This is a genomic window from Thermoanaerobacterium thermosaccharolyticum DSM 571, assembly GCF_000145615.1.
In the GTDB taxonomy this organism is placed as follows: Bacteria; Bacillota; Thermoanaerobacteria; order Thermoanaerobacterales; family Thermoanaerobacteraceae; genus Thermoanaerobacterium; species Thermoanaerobacterium thermosaccharolyticum.
Genome location: NC_014410.1, coordinates 2,045,738 through 2,063,922, shown reverse-complemented (window position 1 = coordinate 2,063,922; position 18,185 = coordinate 2,045,738). Strand labels below are relative to the sequence as shown.

17 protein-coding genes, 1 tRNA gene and 1 pseudogene are annotated in these 18,185 nt (G+C 32.9%); 13 read left to right on the top strand and 6 right to left on the bottom strand.

Annotation, left to right across the window (positions count from 1 at the left end; genetic code table 11):
* Positions 1–133 precede the first annotated feature (133 nt).
* Positions 134–448 (top strand): annotated as a pseudogene (locus TTHE_RS10295) (SPASM domain-containing protein); the annotation flags it as partial.
* Positions 449–774: 326 nt separating this feature from the next.
* Positions 775–1,590, top strand: a complete 816-nt coding sequence (locus TTHE_RS10290) for an Rpn family recombination-promoting nuclease/putative transposase (RefSeq protein ID WP_013298515.1) — start codon at positions 775–777, stop codon at positions 1,588–1,590.
* A gap of 361 nt (positions 1,591–1,951) precedes the next feature.
* Here the strand turns inward: TTHE_RS10290 and istB are convergent, their stop codons facing one another.
* From istB to TTHE_RS10265, 5 genes are all read right to left on the bottom strand, one after another.
* Entirely contained in the window at positions 1,952–2,698 is a 747-nt protein-coding gene (istB, locus tag TTHE_RS10285) for an IS21-like element helper ATPase IstB (RefSeq protein ID WP_013297222.1), read from the bottom strand.
* A complete protein-coding gene (gene istA, locus TTHE_RS10280) occupies positions 2,695–4,167 on the bottom strand; it encodes an IS21 family transposase (protein ID WP_013298514.1) in 1,473 nt (490 codons plus the stop codon). The genes istB and istA overlap by 4 nt, the downstream gene beginning before the upstream one ends.
* 343 nt (positions 4,168–4,510) lie before the next feature.
* Entirely contained in the window at positions 4,511–5,983 is a 1,473-nt protein-coding gene (locus TTHE_RS10275) for a methyl-accepting chemotaxis protein (RefSeq protein WP_013298513.1), read from the bottom strand.
* A 141-nt stretch (positions 5,984–6,124) separates the two neighbouring features.
* Positions 6,125–6,208 (bottom strand) — tRNA-Leu (locus tag TTHE_RS10270).
* A gap of 80 nt (positions 6,209–6,288) precedes the next feature.
* Positions 6,289–6,744, bottom strand: coding sequence for a YbaK/EbsC family protein (locus TTHE_RS10265; protein WP_013298512.1), 456 nt, complete (start codon positions 6,742–6,744; stop codon positions 6,289–6,291).
* A gap of 207 nt (positions 6,745–6,951) precedes the next feature.
* On the opposite strand from TTHE_RS10265, the gene TTHE_RS10260 reads away from it, so the two are divergent.
* From TTHE_RS10260 to yfcE, 9 genes are all read left to right on the top strand, one after another.
* Entirely contained in the window at positions 6,952–7,605 is a 654-nt protein-coding gene (locus TTHE_RS10260) for a DUF6385 domain-containing protein (protein ID WP_013298511.1), read from the top strand.
* A gap of 45 nt (positions 7,606–7,650) precedes the next feature.
* A complete protein-coding gene (locus TTHE_RS10255) occupies positions 7,651–9,429 on the top strand; it encodes a TPR domain-containing glycosyltransferase (RefSeq protein ID WP_013298510.1) in 1,779 nt (592 codons plus the stop codon).
* 57 nt (positions 9,430–9,486) lie between these two features.
* The gene (locus TTHE_RS10250; protein WP_013298509.1) at positions 9,487–10,362 is read left to right on the top strand and encodes a DNRLRE domain-containing protein; all 876 of its coding nucleotides are present in this window, start codon (positions 9,487–9,489) and stop codon (positions 10,360–10,362) included.
* Positions 10,363–10,416: 54 nt separating this feature from the next.
* Positions 10,417–10,590: a hypothetical protein gene (locus TTHE_RS14220; RefSeq protein ID WP_190317023.1), complete on the top strand. Its 174-nt coding sequence runs from the start codon at positions 10,417–10,419 to the stop codon at positions 10,588–10,590.
* Between the two features lie 220 nt (positions 10,591–10,810).
* A complete protein-coding gene (gene galU, locus TTHE_RS10245) occupies positions 10,811–11,731 on the top strand; it encodes a UTP--glucose-1-phosphate uridylyltransferase GalU (protein ID WP_013298508.1) in 921 nt (306 codons plus the stop codon).
* Positions 11,732–11,741: 10 nt separating this feature from the next.
* Positions 11,742–12,713 carry a YveK family protein gene (locus TTHE_RS10240; protein WP_013298507.1) on the top strand — a complete coding sequence of 324 codons (972 nt, stop codon included), beginning with the start codon at positions 11,742–11,744 and terminating at the stop codon, positions 12,711–12,713.
* 253 nt (positions 12,714–12,966) lie between these two features.
* Positions 12,967–13,455, top strand: coding sequence for a QueT transporter family protein (locus TTHE_RS10235; protein ID WP_013298506.1), 489 nt, complete (start codon positions 12,967–12,969; stop codon positions 13,453–13,455).
* A 19-nt stretch (positions 13,456–13,474) separates the two neighbouring features.
* On the top strand, positions 13,475–13,972 hold the full coding sequence (queF, locus tag TTHE_RS10230) for a preQ(1) synthase (RefSeq protein ID WP_013298505.1): 498 nt from the start codon (positions 13,475–13,477) through the stop codon (positions 13,970–13,972).
* A gap of 58 nt (positions 13,973–14,030) precedes the next feature.
* Positions 14,031–14,582, top strand: a complete 552-nt coding sequence (gene yfcE, locus TTHE_RS10225) for a phosphodiesterase (RefSeq protein WP_013298504.1) — start codon at positions 14,031–14,033, stop codon at positions 14,580–14,582.
* A gap of 30 nt (positions 14,583–14,612) precedes the next feature.
* On the opposite strand, the gene TTHE_RS10220 is transcribed toward yfcE, so the two are convergent.
* Positions 14,613–15,230, bottom strand: coding sequence for a nitroreductase family protein (locus TTHE_RS10220; RefSeq protein WP_013298503.1), 618 nt, complete (start codon positions 15,228–15,230; stop codon positions 14,613–14,615).
* 159 nt (positions 15,231–15,389) lie between these two features.
* Here TTHE_RS10220 and TTHE_RS10215 point away from each other — a divergent pair, with 159 nt between their 5' ends.
* Together TTHE_RS10215 and cimA are read left to right on the top strand one after the other, a co-directional pair.
* Positions 15,390–16,406 (top strand): alpha-hydroxy-acid oxidizing protein, encoded by a 1,017-nt coding sequence (locus TTHE_RS10215; protein WP_013298502.1) that lies wholly within the window; start codon positions 15,390–15,392, stop codon positions 16,404–16,406.
* 160 nt (positions 16,407–16,566) lie between these two features.
* Complete coding sequence (gene cimA / locus TTHE_RS10210) at positions 16,567–18,126, top strand: citramalate synthase (protein WP_013298501.1); 1,560 nt, start codon at positions 16,567–16,569, stop codon at positions 18,124–18,126.
* The last annotated feature ends 59 nt before the right edge of the window (positions 18,127–18,185 follow it).

Sequence of the window (18,185 nt, the reverse complement as noted above, 5' to 3'; positions counted from 1 at the left end):
ATTTAAGAAAGGAGAAAATAATGTTAGATTTTATTGCAGTTCCAATAGGCTATCTTTTGAAATTTATATATGAAGTTTTAGCATTTAAAAATTATGGATTAGCTATCATTTTTTTAACTATTATTGTAAGGACAATGTAAATATAAATGAAATAAGCTTAAAAGAAGCATTGCAGTCTCCTATTATAAAGGCATATAGAAAGAGACAACCTTTTAATCAAACCATGTTAAGGCCATGTCCTCTAATTGATAATCCAGAAAAGCTTTTAGAGATCGTTGAGGAGTCAGGTGCTAAACATACAGAAGCTAGTGAGGCCTCCCACATTAAGAATCTTTATAATGAATTAAGAGTAGTAGCAGATAATTGGGGTAAAGTAGCGGATGAAATTTGGGAGAAAAAAGTGAATCTGTCCATCCATCATTCTGATGAATCGCAGGAAATGAAATAAGCAAAAGGTTTAAAATTTCTAGTTGTTTAAACTATGGCAGAAGAAATGAAATAGTCAATGCTGTCAAAAAGATAGGCAAATCATTGTTGGATGGCAAAATAAAATTAAATGATATAGATGAACAGATAAAAATCCGAATTTATGATGTACCTCTGCTCATTCTTTGCAGAGATGCTTAATTTTCAAAAGTTAGTTAAGTTTTAAAAAGGTATTTAATTTAATTAACTTGTATAAGTATAACTTACTATTTATAACATTAACCATATCTTTTTGTGAGACTGTGTGGTATAATACTTATAAGATGAAGGGAAATGTAAGGAATAAAAATGGCGCAGAAATACGATATAACGATGAAAAATATTTTTTCAGATATGGCCGATGACATAATGAGTTATTTTCTCGGATTACAATACACAAAAATTGATGAACTTAATATAGAATTTGCAAGAGTTGAACGGAGAGACAGCGATATGATATTCAAGTGCACTATAGACAAGGGAAATGTTGCTGTGCACATTGAATTTCAATCAGAAAATGACGGAAAAATGCCCTACAGGATGCTTAGATATTCCCTTGAGATAATGGAAAAGCACAATCTTATACCATATCAGATAGTCGTATATATAGGCAAAGACAATGTAAACATGGTAAATAGCTTAAGTTACGACTTTGGAGAACAAAACACATTAGACTATAGATATAGGATCATAAACGTTGGTGAAATAAAATTTACTGAAGTTATAAAAACAGATTATTATGATTTATATTCACTTCTTCCACTGATGGACAAAAATAGAAGGAAAGAAGAGGGGGAAAAATATCTAGAAAGATGTGTTGAAGCGATAAAAGGTATTCCTCTAGATATAAACAAAAAGAAGGACATAGCATTTAAGGCAGAGATATTATCGGGTATTGTATATAAAAGAGAAGTTATTGAAAAAGCTTTTATGGAGGTGGTAAGAATGTTTAGAATTGAAGAATCTGAAACATACAAGATGATAATTGAAAAGGGTATTGAAAAAGGGGCACAACAAGAAAAAATTGCAATAGCAAAAGAAATGTTGAGTGAAGGTATAAGCATTGAAAAAATTTCTAAGATAACAAAGTTATCTGTTGAAGAAATAAAAAAATTGATAAATTAAAAAATAAGTAATGAGCATAATAATTTGCAAAAAATCAAGATGTTATGCTCATTTTTTATTTGATCATCGAGAGTGAAAAATAAAGTTATGAGTATCTATTTTTTTTTATTTTTAGACCAAATATAAAATTCTCTAACGAAAACTAATATGGATGATGATATGCAGGATTGTGAATGTCAATAGAAATTTGAGCCACATGCTAATGAATTTTTGAACCACTTTTGCTATTGAAAAAGTGATCCATGTGCTAATGAATTTTTGAGCCATTACTAAAGGACTTTTCCCATGGTTGATACGTGTTCTTTTAAAAATAATTACTAAAATCGGTATTTGCAAAGTGACCATCTGAGCGGATAATAATCTACTCTATTTGCGAATTATCACGCCTGAAAGATTCTCCATTCATATTTAATACATGTGAACGGAAGGTTAGACGATCTACTAATGCTGCAACCATAGTAGTATTCTCAAACATTTCTGTCCATCTTGAAAATTCAAGGTTCGTAGATACTATTACACTTCCTTTTTCACTACGATCCGAAATTATCCTGAATAATAAATCAGCTTGGTTCCTATTAAAACATAGATATGATAGTTCATCTAGAATTAACAGGTCCACTTTTTCTAGCTGTTTTTCAAGTTTTAGAAGCTTTTTGTACTCTTGTGCTTCTGTAAGTTCTGTTACAAGATTTGCAACGGTATAGAATTTTACGTTATGCCCCTCTTTACAAGCCTTTAGCCCTAAGCCTATTGAAATATGAGTTTTGCCTGTGCCAGTGTTTCCTATCATAATGACATTTTGACGCTTGGATATAAATTCACATGTGGCAAGTTCCCATATAAAGGCTTGTTCGACGTATTTGAGTCTGGTATAATCAAATTCGTCAAGGGTTTTCAGGTAAGGAAATCCCGCTTTGTGTATGCGACGCTTTTGCTGATTTTCTTGCCTGGAAGCTACTTCTTTTTTCATTAATTCTATGAGAAATTCCTCATATCCCATATTGCTATCCATGCGTTTAATAATACTTGTGTATTGTGCAAAAGTAGGCAGTTTCAGCTGTTTGGCATAAAGTTTTATTGTTTCTTTAGCTACATTTATTTCACTCATTGTGCCACCCCGTATTGTCTATCGTATATACTTAAATCAACTTCTTCTACATTTACTGTGTCTATAATTTTTTGTGTACTTTTTTCTGGTATGCTGTGCTTTATTAGATAACTGCGGATTAAATCAACAGTAGGTGTAACACCTGCTGGAATTTGCTTTTTTATCTCTAGAAGCTTGTCTGAACCGTAGTCTACACAAAGTCTCAGAACTTTTACCATGTCTTTTGCTCCACCCGGAAGTGTTTGTCCCCACTCTAATAATTCTTGTTTTACATGGTCCTTTACGGGCTTCGCATTGAATACAGCTCTGGGTTTTCGTTCTAATAGATCTATGTAATGTTCTAGTTTGTAAGTTGTTTTGTTGGAACCATAGCTTCTGTTATGTTTAGCAATTTCCTGTCCACGATAAAAGATGGTTAATATATTCCCATATGCTTTGATACTGACATTTTTGCCTACATATTTTACTGGTACTGAATAATTGTTTCTATCAAAGCGCACTGTTGAATACTCGTCTACACTGACTGATATGCTTTTGCTCGAATCAAATACATATTTAGGAAGTGAGTATAATAATGATTTGTCTATTTCATACATTTGGCCGACTGTCTGTTCATGGCCGCGTATCTGATGGGAACGGTATTTCAAGCAGTTTGTCATAAGAATTTGGTTTAACTCATCAATATCATTTACTCTTGGGACAGGAACTAAAATATTGCGTCTTACCCAGCCTACCAGATTTTCAACCAGTCCTTTCTCATTTCCTTTACTTGGATTACAGAATTCCATTTTAAATGCGTAATGTGCACTCAATGCTTGATAACGGGCTTGAGGCCTGGCATGAGTCCCGAAACCTTCCTTTACTGCAACTCTTGCATTATCAAAAATTAGTTTGTGGGGTACACCACCAAAATGTTCAAATGCTTTTATATTACCTTCTAAAAATGATTCTTCATTTTGGCGATAAAATGCCATTACAAAAATATCACAACTATAGCAGAGTCGCATACAGAAAAGATTTATAGAAACTTTTTTGTTGTCAAGGTACACAGTAGCTTCACCCCAATCTACTTGTGCTGCTTCTCCAGGGTCGAATTGAAGTAGGATGAATGCTTTTGGCATCTCATCTTTAAGTTGTTGTACAGCCAATCTTACTGTGGATTCTCCACCTTTAAACCCTTTTTCTTCTACTAGACGATGATATATTCTTCTGGCTGTATGTCGTTGTTTTTTTATTCCTTCTGCTTCATCTTCTTTAATGCACTGTCTGATAAAGTCCATAACATCAGGAGTTAAGACATCAGGCTCACGGGAATATTCTTTTCTCTCCCAAGGAACATTGTCACCTTTGCAGTATTTTCTTACAGTATTCCTTGAAATTTTTAATTCCCTTGCTATAGCCCTTTGAGACATTTGATGTACTGTATACATTTCTCTAATCTTTTGGTATAAATTCACGTCGATAATCACACCTTCCAACCTCCTGTAAAATTTATCTTGTATAATAAATTTTACAGGTTTTTTATGAAAAGTGGATCACTTTTTCGTTAGCACAGAGCCACTTTTTGGCTCACTTTTATATTAGCATATACATGCAGGATATTAACGATACCTTGTTTATGTACCAATATAGGGGTGAATATTTTACAATAAAATTGTTTTTAATCGCTAAAGGAAATAATGCAACAATTATAAAAAATAGTGTAAGTAAATTGATAAATTTGATAACTTTCAATTTTAGGGATGAAAAATAGACAGTTGTATTAATTTGGCTGTAAGGATATGAAATTCTATCATTGAAGAGAAAGTTTTTTTACATATTTATATTTAAATCAGCACCAATGACACCTATACATGATCCATTTTTATCGATTAATGGAATAGATACAGTTAAACATGGAACCTTTGTTATTGCAGATATATAAATTTCAGATATATATTCTTTGCCTGTGATACACTCCTTAAACCAATCCCTTACATTTGCATTTGCGATACCAGCAGGTGGATTTGAGTAAATAAACCTTCCTTTAATATCATTTGTCCATAGAGCTTCAATTTCTTTGTGATTATTTAAAAAATTGTCAAGTACTTTTTTGTGAAAATCCTTATTCATTGAAAGGAATTTATCTGAAATTATTTCTTCCTTTATAGATTTTATCACAGAAGCTGCTGCATTTTTTATATTATCTGAATTTGTTTGTATTACATTTTTTATCTCATCGCTCTCAGACAATAATTTCAAATCATTTGATGCTTCTTTTAATTTATCACTTAGATTTAATATTTTTTCTGCATTTTCTTTTTGGTGATATATGGAATTGTTCATGCTATCAAAATTAGCTGACACTTCTTTTAATAAATCTTCAACATCTTGAATCCTTTTATCAATATTGTGAACGTATTTATATTCATCTTCAGAAACATTTACAATTTTACTAATCATATTCATAATCGTATTGTTATATTCTTCTATCATGTTCAAGCTTTTTTCTATATTCATTGTGCTATTTACGCTATCCTGAACATTTGTATAATTATCATTTGCTGATATTTTAACAGTTTCTATCTCATTATTTATTTTTTCAATTAGTGTGACGATATCTGATACAGCTTTATTGGTATCCAAAGTTAATTTTCTAATACCATCTGCTATAACTCCAAAGCCATTGCCGTATTTGTCGGCTTTTGCAGACTCTATAGATGCGTTTAATGAAAGTAAATGAGTTTCTTTTGCTATTTTTTCAATTGACTTTAATATTTGGGAAATTTGTACTGATATTTTTGCAAGTTCATTAATTCGATTTAATGTTTCTTCTGTGGTTATAGAAATATTATTTATTTTATCTAAAACTAATCTAATCTCATTGAAACTTTCATCCACAAGCTTTCTAGACTGAATGCCAGTATTGTACATTTCTCCACTAGTGCTTTTAATATTTTCAAGCATTTCAAGCAATTTCTTTATTTCGGCAATTGTATTTTTTATATTTTCATAACAATATGAATTATTTGAAAATATCTCTTGCGATTCAGCATATAACTGTTGTGCGAAAGCATTATTTTCTTCCATGGTAATAGACAATTCTTCTGAAACTGAGAATATACGGCTTGAAGCAACTTGTGTCTCAAAGATATATTTAACTAGTTTCTTTTTAAGCTTTGTTATTGATACAAGTATGTCGTTCATTATTCCTTTGAAATTAAAGTAGTTTTCATCCTCATTAAGCAGATTATTCGTATCTATAATGTTTAACAACTTCAATAACTTTCTGTTTTTGAATATCATATATCACACCTCTTTTTCATTTGTATAAAAATAAAGCGTCAATCAGATAAAACTGATCAACGCCTTTGTTGACATGCAGATATTTTCGCTTAAGTTAAATAGTTAATAAAAAATGGAGAATCTCTCCACTACTTTTTTAATTGGTGCGGATGAAGGGATTTGAACCCCCACGTCAAAGACACTAGATCCTAAGTCTAGCGCGTCTGCCAGTTCCGCCACATCCGCATATTAAATTTAATTATTAACCTCAACAATAGTAGTATAATTAATATTTATTGAAATGTCAAGAGTGTGTTTAGGGAGCGTTATTGGGATACATCAACCCATTCTCCTTTGACTATTTTATCCATATCATCTACTTTTATAGCTACTGCGGCGTTTATATCACCGGCTGCTGGATATACAATTTTATAATTTTTTAATGATATATCATAATAAATATCGATATCTGTTTTTAATCCATATGGACATACACCTCCAACAGGATGCCCTGTTATTTCAAGGACTTCCTCAGGTGGTACCATTCTTGCTTTGCAATGAAAAGTATTTTTAAATTTCCTGTTGTCTATTTTCTTCTCACCTGACAGTATAACCATTATGTACTTGTCTTTTAGTTTAAAAAGCATGGATTTTGCAATTTCTCCTTCTGAGACACCAATCGCATTTGCAGCTTTTTCGACAGTGCTTGTGTCTTTAAGTATTTTTATATCAATATCTATGTTATTTTTTTTAAAAAATTTTTTGACTGCTTCTACGGACATTTTATTACACTCCCATTTTGCTATATGATTTAGCAATTTACATTACTAAATTTAATAATACTTTAAAAAGCAGCAGCATGTCAATAATATAAAATAAAATTCAGAGTATTTTACATATAAACTCCAAAATAATATTGCTAAAAAGATATATAGACAAGCAACAAAATTTGTATGTATTAATAATATATAAAGGAAGGGGGGATTTATATGCCTAATAATATAGTATTTAATCCGGTTGCTGAACAGCTTAAGACACTGATTCACGGTATGCAGGGTACGACACCAACACCTTTGTTGCTGGATTCGACAACAGGAAAGCTTTTGTCTACTGTTGATGGTTCTGTGACAGTGGCGGGCACAGTAACAGCCCAAGGAACGCTGACGGTGAATGCATCAAATTTTGATATAAGGCCTCTTACGGGTGCAACAGATTCTGTAACCATAAGCAGTGGGTCTGTGACAGTTGCAGGTACAGTTACTGTGACGGCATCAGCATTAGATATAAGACCTCTTACTGCTTCAACTGATTCGTTTACACTTGGAAGTAGAACATTCTTAGAAGATTCTACTAACATTGCAGGAGTGACTGGTACAGGTGTTGTTTTAATGGAGAATACGGGAGATAAATCGATGTATTCATATTATATTACGAATACAGGGACTAATACTATTACAATTAAACTTCAGATAAGTCCCACAACGACTGACACTTATTTTGTGGATGACACAACAAGCATTAATTTGGCAGGTGGATCTATTACAGTTTTAACAGCAGTTAAATTTCTGCAATATACAAGGTTATATTATGATACAGGTGGTGCGGCAGCTACGGCAGAATTTTACTACAATGCACAGGTTTAAAAATGGGGCTTTATGCCCCATATATTGTCGAATGGAGGGATTTATATGTTGAGTCTGTGTATGATCGTAAAAAATGAAGAAAATAACCTTGGACGCTGTTTAGAAAGTGTTAAAGATATAGTCGATGAGATTATCATTGTTGATACAGGAAGCAATGACAATACAGTGGATATTGCCAAAAGCTTTGGGGCTGATGTTTTTTATTATAAATGGAAAAATGATTTTAGTGCGGCTAGAAATTTTTCACTAGATAAAGCTAAAGGCGATTGGATTTTATTGATGGATGCTGATGATGAGATAGATCGAGAAGATAGAAAGAAAATAAAGAAGCTTTTAGAAGATGAAAAAATAGATGCATATTTATTTGAAACAATAAGCTATGTAGGTGATAAGCCGGGAACAGATGCCCTTTCAAATCTAAACGTAAGAATTATAAAAAATAAACCTGAGTACAGATTTGTTGGAGCAATTCACGAACAAATTCTGATGCCGATACTTAAGCACGGTGGCAATGTAGCAGAAGTACCCATAAAGGTTTATCATTACGGTTATCTCAACAAAAATATTAAAGATAAAGACAAGAGAAATAGAAATATGACAATACTAAAGAAAGAGCTTAGAAAAAATCCGGATAATCCTTTTCACAACTTTAATATGGGAACAGAATACATGGCACTAGGTAATTATGAATGTGCATATAATTATTTTAAAAAATCCTACAGTGCTTTAAAAAATGTTAAGACGGGATACACGACTAAACTCATTGTGAGGATGATAATGTGCTTAAATCAATTAAACAAAATTGACGAAGCTTTAAGTTTGTGCAATAAGTCAATAGAGGAGTATCCTAACGTAACTGATATTGTATTTTTAAAAGGTATGCTGCATCATAGGCTTAATCAGCTTCAAGAAGCTATAGGATGTTTTAGAAAATGTATAGACATGGGGGATCCACCGCTTATAGATAGGTTTATAACAGGTGTAGGTGGATTTAAAGCTTACTATGCGATGGGAGAAGTTTATATGGATATGAAAGAATATGACAATGCCATTATAAGCTATATAAATTCGTTAAAATTGAATCCTTTAAATAAAGTCATACTGTACAAACTATCAAATGCTTATTTTAAGAAACATGATGAAAATACCGCGGTAGAAAAGATTATGTCACACTTTGACGGTTCACCTGAAGCATTTGTAATTCTAAGTGATATATTATTTTTAAACGGCAGATATCAGAAATCTCTAAAATGTATTGACATGGCACTAAATTCATTGAAAAATAATATAACATATTATATAAAAGGAAGAACATTGATGTATTTGCACAGATATAATGAAGCAGTTGAGTATTTTGATATGATTGACAGTGGAGAATATTCATGTGATAGTGCTATTGACAATATCATTTGCCGATTATTAACTGGTAAAAACATCAAAAAGCCAATGACAATATTGAAAAAGGATTTTATAGAGGCGTATAGAGTATGTTTTAAATTTGATTTATTGGTTAAAGAAGGTGTACTATCTCCATTAGATGAAAAAGATACTCGTATTTATACAGATATAATCTTTTTAATATTTGAAAAGCTATTTGATATTCAAGAATTTGATTTGTTTGAGAAATCATTGAACATGCTTAATATGGTTAATGAAAAAGATGTATTATTGAAACTTGGCAAACTTTATTTTCGGCATGGCGCATATAAACTTGCGGAAGAGGAATTAACGCGTTCAATGAAACTTTTTGATGAAATCGACGATGAAGGATTTATGATATTAAAAATTTTGTGCAGCCAAAATACTGAGAAGATTGATGCGTGATCTATAAATTCCAGCGAACTAAAATCAAAATTTTCGCTTTGTCTAAGGGGTGGTGCAATGCCGACTATTATTATACAGCCATGGTCAAAGGATACGGCTTTAGAATCAGGATATCCAATAAGTAACAGAGGGAGTGATCCAAAACTTTGGATTGGAAGGTATTATATTGGTTCTTCTGGTAAATCTGTGTACAGAGCTCTGATACAATTTGACCTTGGTATATTACCGCCAGATTCACTTATTGTTGAAGCAATTATGAAGCTTTATATTAATTATACGACAAATGATAGTATACCAGCGTATGTGACACCATTTTTAATTATTGATGAATGGGATGAAAATACCGCCACATGGAATAATGCGCCAAATATTGATGAAACAGTATTTGGATCGACCAAAGCTATAACCAGTGAGGGGTGGTATGGATGGAATATTACGAATATAGCGAAAGGATGGATTAATGGACTTTATGCGAACAATGGAGTAATGCTTAAAACACCGGAAATACAGAATTTAGAGACAAAAAGCTTTTATTCTAAAGATGAAAGCATTAATGTTTCTTTAAGACCAATACTACAACTGACTTATATAACGGGAACGCCGTTTACATTAAATGATAGAAGATTTGTAAAAACAAAATCGTTTTATGTATCACAAGATGAAGAAAGTTATACAGATATAAATGATTGTTCATCGTACAGTAAATTTACGTATTTTGTCTATAATACAAGTGAAAATCCCGTTATAATAAAGCTCTTGATAAGTCCTGGTGATGATGTTTGGATTGAAGACAGTGGAGAAATTGTTTTAGCTCCTGGGAAAACTGCAACATTAGTTCCCTATTTTTTTTCTCAATATACTAAATTGTCTTTTAAAAATAAAGAAATAGGGAAAGCGGCGAATATAACGGTTTGGTTTGAGGCACAAGTTTGATAAAAAAAACAGCAAAAATTAAAAAAATGCATTATAATAATTTATTTGCTTCCAATGACGTATGGGACACAGGCGCTAAGAGAAGCCATATCAGGCTCAAACTACACTTTAATAATAAATGACTTACTTATTTTAGCAGGTTTTGGAATTCTATTTATGCTTTTATCAATTTTATTATCAGAAAAAGTAGGCGATACAAACAAGATCGATGAGAAATTAAGCCTATAACATCTAATAATCACATCTAAATTAAAATTTTTATAGATTTCACACAAAATTCACACAAATATTTAATAATTTTGAAACAATTACTAATTATAATATTAAAAGGGAGCATTACGAGATTACTTTAAAAGTGGCTCGTCATGCTTCTTATTTTATACAGAAGAAATCCTTAGGGAGTATTGTAAAAAGCCATATTTTACTTTAAAATAATGGAGGAATACAAATGAAAATAAGAAAAGCGATAATTCCAGCAGCAGGACTTGGAACTAGGTTTTTGCCTGCAACAAAAGCACAGCCAAAAGAAATGCTTCCAATAGTTGATAAGCCGACTATACAATATATAGTAGAAGAAGCCGTAAACTCTGGCATAGAAGATATACTCATTATAACAGGAAGAAATAAAAGAGCGATAGAGGACCATTTCGATAAATCTGTAGAATTAGAACTAGAATTAAAGAAAAAAGGCAAAGAAAATCTTTTAAACCTCGTTGAAGATATAACAAATATGGTGGATATACATTATATAAGGCAAAAAGAGCCAAAAGGACTTGGTCATGCCATTTATTGTGCACATACATTTGTAGGGAACGAGCCATTTGCAGTTCTTTTAGGGGACGATATAGTTGATGCAGAAGTACCTGTATTGAAGCAGATGATAGAACAGTATGAAAGATACAACTGTTCCATAATCGGCGTACAAGAAGTACCAAAGAGTGAAGTAGACAAATACGGCATAGTAGATGCCAACATGATTGATGACAGGCTGTACAGAGTAAACAACCTAGTGGAAAAGCCAAAAAAAGAAGAAGCACCATCAAACATGGCCATACTTGGAAGGTATATAATATCGCCAAAGATATTTGATATACTAAAAGACTTAAGGCCCGGAGCAGGTGGAGAAATACAGCTTACTGATGCACTTAAAGCGCTATTGGACTATGAAGCAATATACGCATATAATTTTGAAGGAAAGAGGTATGATGTGGGCGATAGAATGGGGTTTTTAAAAGCAACTATTGAATATGCTTTAAAAAGAGATAATCTAAAAGATGATCTTCTTAAATATCTAAATGAAATTGTAAAAGCTGCCGATAAAAACGATATAGAAGTTGCAGCATACAGTGAAAATAATAAACAGAAATAGGAGGAACAAAATGGAAGAAGAAATATCATTAAGAGAGTTATTGGAAATCATATGGAAAGGACGAAAGCTGATTGTGTCAATTACCATTATATCTGTATTAATAGCCGGTATATTGAGTTTTTTTGTAATTAAACCAACATATGAAGCATCAACAACATTAAGCGTTTCAGACGTTACACCACAGACAGGGTTTTTTGGTTCTAATACAACTGTAGTTTTACCTAATCAAAATACCAATGATGGGTCTATGATAGAAAGCGACACTGCCGATAAAGATCTGTCGTACTTATTGTCATCTATATTGAAGTATCAAGACATGACTGTAAATACATATAAAGAAGAAGTAACGAATCCTCAAGTATTACTGGATACAATAAAACAATTAAAGTTAGATACGAAAAAATACACACTTGACAACTTTAAAAACGAAATTGATGTACAGGCCATAGACAATACCAATTTAATAACAATCAAAGTTAAAGAAAGCGATCCTGAATTGGCTGCTAAGATAGCGGATACCATAGCATCCAATTTTAAATCTTATATCATATCAAAAAACAATAGACAAACAGATAAGCTTATAAGTACAATAGAAAATCTCATAAATTTGCATAACACAAAGATAGAGTCAGCGACAAATGAATTAAATGGGACAGACCCAGCAGACAAAATAAAATATGAACAAAATCAAACAAAACTAAATTTATTGAAGAATACAAGAGATATAATGATGGAGAAATACAATATGCTTCAACTTGTAAAAGCATCAAATTTAGGAGAACAAGGCATACTAGTAACATCAAAGGCTATCGTTCCAGATAAGCCGGTATCACCAAAAAAACTATTAAATATAGTAATTGCCTTTATACTTGGCCTAATGTTAAGCGTATTTATCGTATTTTTTATGGAATACTGGAAAAATACAAGTCCTGAAGCAAGAAGTGTTAAAGATCTAAAAAATGATAATATGATTATCAGTTAAGATAAAGAGTCTATGCTGTGACGCCGATTTGGTAAAACCTCTTGTATAAATTAAATAATAATGTTAAAATAGATAGTAATTGAATAAGACAGTTCGAAACCATCCTGTCTATAAACAAAACTATGGAAATCGCAAAGTAGTATTTGCATAGAGGAGCACAGGTTGTGCTCTTTTTTTTGTAAATTTCTGCTTTTATATTTTGTTTTGTTTATGGATGGATGTGAGAATGTATAAAGTTTAAGGAGGCTTTTCAATGAAAGACGAGATTTTGAAAAAGCAGTATACATTAACACAAAAATTAACCATTTCCGGTGTTGTAATTGCAATGTACATAGTTATAATGTACTTAACACAGAATTTTGCATTTGGGCAGTATCAGGTAAGAATAGCAACGTCAATTTATGCATTGACAGCTATTTTCCCATTTTTAATACTTCCAATGGGTTTAAGCAACATGCTAAGCAATATTTTGATGGGAAGCTTAGGCCTTCCTGATATGATTGGAGGGTTTTTTGTAGGTATTTTGACATCGTATGCGGTTTATATGATCAAGAAAAATAATTTAAATGACTGGCTTATTTCAATTCCTATAATATTATTTCCCGGTTTAATCGTACCGATTTGGCTTTCGTTTTTGCTCAAAATTCCGTATTATTTGCTGGCTATAAGTGTTACAGTAGGGCAGATCATTCCCGGAATAGTTGGCGTCGTCTTAGTAAAACAGCTAAGAAATAGAATTTGAAGATGGAGTGTGGATTATTATGTCTGAGAGAGATAAAAAAGAGTTGGATGAATTGTCGCTGCTAGGTAAAAAAGATACTAAGTATATTTTCGATTACGATCCGTCTCTGCTTGAGACATTTCCAAATAAGCATCAAGAAAATGATTATTTCGTTAAGTTTAATTGTCCGGAATTTACAAGCCTTTGCCCTAAAACGGGGCAGCCGGATTTTGCAACTATATATATTTCATATGTACCTGATAAATTAATGGTTGAAAGCAAATCTTTAAAGCTATATTTATTTAGCTTTAGAAATCATGGCGATTTTCACGAGGATTGTGTCAACATAATAATGAAGGATTTGATTAAGCTTTTAGATCCAAAATATATTGAAGTTTGGGGAAAGTTTACGCCTAGAGGTGGAATATCTATTGATCCGTACTGCAATTACGGAAGACCAGGTACGAAGTGGGCTGACGTAGCGGAGAAAAGGCTTTTTTATCATGACATGTACCCGGAAAAGGTGGATAATAGGTAATTTCATTTTTATGATATAATTAAAGTATTAGTAGACATTCGAAAGGGATGAGCTGCAGATGAAAATCGGAGTTATTAGCGATACCCACGGTGATTATGCATCATGGGAAAGAGCGTTTAATTATTTAAACGATGCTGATTTAATATTGCACGCAGGTGATGTACTATATCACGGACCTAGGAATGAAATTCCGTCAGGATATAATCCTAAAAAACTTATTGTAGCTTTAAATGATTGTAGCATACCTATTTTAATATCCAGAGGCAACTGCGATGCTTTCGTTGATCAAATGGTATTAAATATTCCTATTCAATCGCCATATGTGTTTGCAGTAGTAGAAAACAAAAGGTTTTTAGTTCAGCATGGAGATCAGATTACTGAAAGCGGAATACAAGATTTAATTTCCAGATACAAATTAGATTATTTAATAACTGGACATACTCATGTACCTGTATTGAGGAAATTAGATAATTGTATAATTATAAATCCAGGTTCAACATCTTTAAGCAAAAGAGATGATAAAATAAACTCGATAGGTATAATTGAAGATAATGATGTCTACATCATAGATTTAGAAACAGGTGACAAAATATTTGAGATTAAAAAATAAAACCACCATTTTGGGTGGTTTTATCAATTACTATACGACTTTTACGATTTTTTCGTATCCGTTGCGCTTTAATCTTGGGTACAATGTCTTGCTTTCATCAAAGTATCCGAGAGAAATCAGTAGCACCACAACTTTATCTTCTGGTATGCCAAAAGCTTCTTTTAGTTTATCCTCTTCGAAGCCGATCATTGCATGTGAATCAACGCCGTAGTATTTTGCAGCGTACATTATCGACATACATAGAAATGATGTATTTCTTACTGCAAAATTATTTGCTTTTAAATCTGTATTGTACAGAACATTTTTTGCAAAATCGATGCTTCCTTGTATTTTGTCATCAGGCATTCCTACATCTTTCATATACCACCACGCAGGATTATCTTCTTTATAACCGTTTTTATCTCCTACCATAATTAGAGTGACAGGTGCATCGAGAATTTTCGGCTGCTTTAAAGCGACATCATAAAGCTTCTCCTTTGCTTCTTTTGACTTCACAGCGATTATTTCCCACGGTTGAAGGTTAAATGCTGATGGTGTTAGCACTGCTAAGTCGATTATTTTTTCCAATGTTTCCTCATCAAGATCCTTATTTTTGTCAAAAAAGTTGACAGAACGCCTTTCTTCAAATATTTCTTTTAAATCTTTCATATATGTTTCCTCCTAATTTCGTGATTGGCTCATATAAATTATAACATTGGTACATCTTAAAACAAAGAAATTCGATAGGCATACTATGTGAATTTAGATTAATTTCAAAAAAGTTGTATAATAGAGGTGGACAAAACATTTATTTTGGAGGTCTTTTAAATGGATTGGAATGAGATAAGGGAAAAAGCAAGGCAAAACATGAAGGGTTACTGCAGAGGGTGCAAAAGGTGCGATGGTGTCGCATGTGCTGGTGAGGTCCCCGGTATGGGCGGTACAGGCACAGGAAACAGCTTTATCGAGAATATCAAGGCTCTCGACAGATGGAAAGTAAAATTAAAAACACTTCATGACGTTTTAAAACCTGATATAAGCACGTCTTTTTTAGGATATAAAGTTAAAATGCCTATTTTCGCAGCTCCAATGACGGGACTCAAGGGAAATGCCGGTGGATACTTGTCAGAGAGGGATTATGATACGATGGCGGCTGAGGCCTGCAAGAATGTAGGAACGATATTTATGTCAGGAGATGCAAATGATAAAGATATGTACCCTGCAGGCATTGATGCTATAAAAACAACAAGCGTCTTAGGAATACCATTTTCTAAACCAAGGACAGTTGATGAAATAATTGAAAAGGCAAGGATTGCAAAAGAGGCGGGGGCAATAGCATTTGGCGTCGATGTAGATGGTGCAGGGCTTATTATGATGATAAGAAGCGGGCAATTTGTAGGGCCAAAATCAAGAAAAGAGATAGAGGAAATAGTCAAAAATATTGAGCTTCCTTTGATTTTAAAGGGAATCATGACGCCGGAAGAGGCCGAGATTGCTGCGGAATCAGGCGCTAAAGCAATAGTTGTATCAAACCATGGTGGACGTGTGCTGGATTTTACGGAAGGTACTGCTGATGTACTTCCAGATATAGCAAAAGCTGTTGGTGGCAAAATCGAAATACTGGTAGATGGCGGTGTAAGGACTGGAATAGATGTCCTAAAGATGTTATCATTAGGGGCAAAAGCTGTCTTAATAGGCAGACCAATTATGATTGCTGCACATGGCGGCGGAAGAGAAGCAATTGAATTTTACTTTAAAAAAGTTTCTGATGAATTGTACCAAGCAATGATTCTTACAGGATGTAAAGATTTGAAAAATGTACCCGAGCTTTACAAAGCTAGTTGAATTTATTGAAAGTTGGCGGCGCAGTAGCCGCTTTTTTGTGTAAAAAGTTTCAATTCTTATAAAACAAATTTTCCGATTGTTATTCACTTTGATGATTCAATTTGATAAAATATCTTTATATATATAAATATATTGAATATGTTCAAAGGGGGACATTGAAGTGAAAAATGTTGTTATTTATGATTCAACATTAAGAGATGGTGCGCAATCACAGGGGATTTCATTTACAGTGGCAGACAAGATAAAGATAGTGGAGCTTTTAGACGAGTTTGGAATAGACTATATCGAAGCTGGAAATCCCGGTTCAAATCCAAAGGACATGGAGTTTTTTGAAATTATAAAGAGTAAAAAGTTAAAAAATGCAAAAGTGATCGCATTTGGCAGTACTAGAAGGGCTAACATACCTGTTGAAATTGACAACAATGTAAATTCGCTTTTACACGCCGGAACAGATCATGTTGCAGTATTCGGCAAGTCGTGGGATTTTCATGTAAGTGAAATATTAAGGACGACGCTTGATGAAAATCTCAATATGATATTTGATACAATAAAATATTTAAAAAATCATGGAAAAGAAGTTGTGTTCGATGCCGAACATTTTTTTGATGGTTTTTTAGAGAATCCAGAATATGCATTGAAAACCCTTGAAGTTGCATACGATGCAGGTGCGGATAGTATTTGCTTGTGTGATACAAAAGGCGGGATGTTTCCGCTGGACATTTTTAATATAACGAAAAAGGTAGTTGAAAAATTTAATTGTGAAATTGGTATACACACACATAATGACAATGGCATGGCTGTTGCAAATGCTATAATGGCAGTTGAAGCAGGTGCAACACAAATTCAAGGTACAATAAACGGATATGGTGAAAGATGCGGAAATGCAAATCTCTGTACAATAATACCAAACTTGCAGTTTAAAAAAGGGATAAAGTGTGTTGAAGATGAAAAAATGAAAGAAATAACGATACTTTCCAGAAGAGTAAGCGAAATAGCAAATGCCGCACCGGATGAAAGGGCTCCATACGTTGGTAGAAGCGCATTTGCCCACAAAGCAGGTATGCATTCCGATGCTGTATGCAAAAATACTAGATCGTATGAGATAATCGATCCTGAAATGGTAGGCAATGAAAGAGTACTTTTACTATCAGAAGTTGCCGGCAGAAGTGCTATAATAGGGATAATAAATGAAGTTGATCCTACTATAAACCGCGAATCTGAAAAAACAAAACGAATACTAGAGAAGCTTAAAGAAATGGAATTTAAAGGATATAAATACGAAGGTGCTGAGGGGTCTTTGAAACTTCTGATACAGAAAGTGCTTGGTATGTACAAACCATCATTTAAGCTTATAGAATTTAAAGTCATTGTAAATGAACCGTCTGTTGATGATGTAAATTCATCAGCTCTTATAAAAATAGAAGTGGATGGACAGGAGGAAATTACTGCCGCAGAAGGTGATGGACCTGTAAATGCTCTTGACAACGCAGTTAGAAAGGCGTTGGAGAGATTTTATCCTGAAGTAAAAGAGATGAAGCTTACTGACTATAAAGTAAGGGTGTTAGACTCCAACTCAGCTACAGCAGCAAAAGTAAGAGTAATAATAGAATCATCAGATGGAAATGAAGTGTGGAGCACAATTGGCGTATCTACAGATATAATCGATGCCAGTTGGATAGCGCTTGTGGATTCAATAGAGTACAAACTAAATAAAATATAACGTAAGACTCTACCTAAGTTTTTTAGGTGGAGTTTTTAACTTGAGAAGTTGATAAACGT